At 71.0% G+C, this 1,054-nt stretch carries 1 protein-coding gene and 1 pseudogene; one reads left to right on the plus strand and one right to left on the minus strand.

Features of this window, described 5'->3' with window-relative positions:
* On the plus strand, positions 1 to 726 hold a 726-nt coding region (locus A5655_RS08785; protein WP_067008330.1), incomplete at its 5' end, for a VWA domain-containing protein.
* 4 nt (positions 727 to 730) lie between these two features.
* Here the strand turns inward: A5655_RS08785 and A5655_RS08790 are convergent.
* Positions 731 to 1,054 (minus strand): annotated as a pseudogene (locus A5655_RS08790) (hypothetical protein); the annotation flags it as partial.

Genomic DNA, 1,054 nt, shown 5'->3' on the forward strand with positions numbered 1-1,054 from the left:
CTCAACCGCGCGGTCGTGGTGCTGATCATCGACATGTCGAACTCGATGGCGGCCACCGATGTCGCCCCCAACCGGCTCAAGGCGGCCGAGCAGGCGGCCGGCCAGTTCGCCAGCCAGCTGACCCCAGGCATCAACCTCGGGCTGGTCGGCTTCGCGGGGACGCCCTACCTGCTGGTGCCCCCCACCCCGCAGCACGAGGCGACCCTGGAGGCGCTGAAGAAGCTCGAGTTCGCCGACGGGACGGCGACCGGCGAGGCGATCTTCACCGCGCTGCACGCGGTCGGGGCCGCGGCCATCACGGGCGGGGACACGCCGCCGCCGGCGCGCATCGTGCTGCTGTCCGACGGCGGCGAGAACAAGCCGACCGACCCCAGCGACCCGCACGACGGCGCCTTCACCGCGGCGCGCCTGGCCAAGGACCAGGGCGTGCCCATCGCGACCATCTCGTTCGGCACCAAGGGCGGGGAGATCGAGATGGACGGGCAGCGCGTCGCCGTGCCCGTGTCCACGGACCAGATGCGCAAGATCGCTCAGCTCTCGGGCGGGCAGTCCTACACCGCCACCAACATCAGCGAGCTGAACAAGAGCTACAACGCCATCGAGAACGACATCGGGTTCCGCACGGTGCCCGGCCCGGGCAGCGCCGGCTGGCTGCGCCTGGGCGTCGTCGTCGCGCTCATCGCCGCGGCGCTGGGTCTGCTGATCAACCGGCGCCTGCCGACCTGACCGATCAGGCGGGCAGCCGCCGGTTCAGGAACTCGCCGGCCAGCACGGCGCCGGCCAGCAGCACCGCGCCGAGCAGCATCCAGGCCAGGCTGGCGTCGCCCTTGACGGTCTGATAGCCGATCTGGCGCTGCAGCGTCGAATAGACGCTCTCGAGCGATTCCAGGCTGTCCGCGTGGAACGCCTGGCCGTCGGTGATCTTGGTGATCTCCTGCAGCGTCTGGTCGTCGACGGGGACCGGGATGGTGGCGCCCTCGTACTCGACGGTGCCGTAGGGCGTGCCGAAGGAGATCGTCGAGATCTGCACCTCCTCGGCCTTGGCGGCCCGCGC

The sequence above is a fragment of the Mycobacterium sp. 1081908.1 genome (assembly GCF_001673535.1).
Classification (GTDB): domain Bacteria; phylum Actinomycetota; class Actinomycetes; order Mycobacteriales; family Mycobacteriaceae; genus Mycobacterium.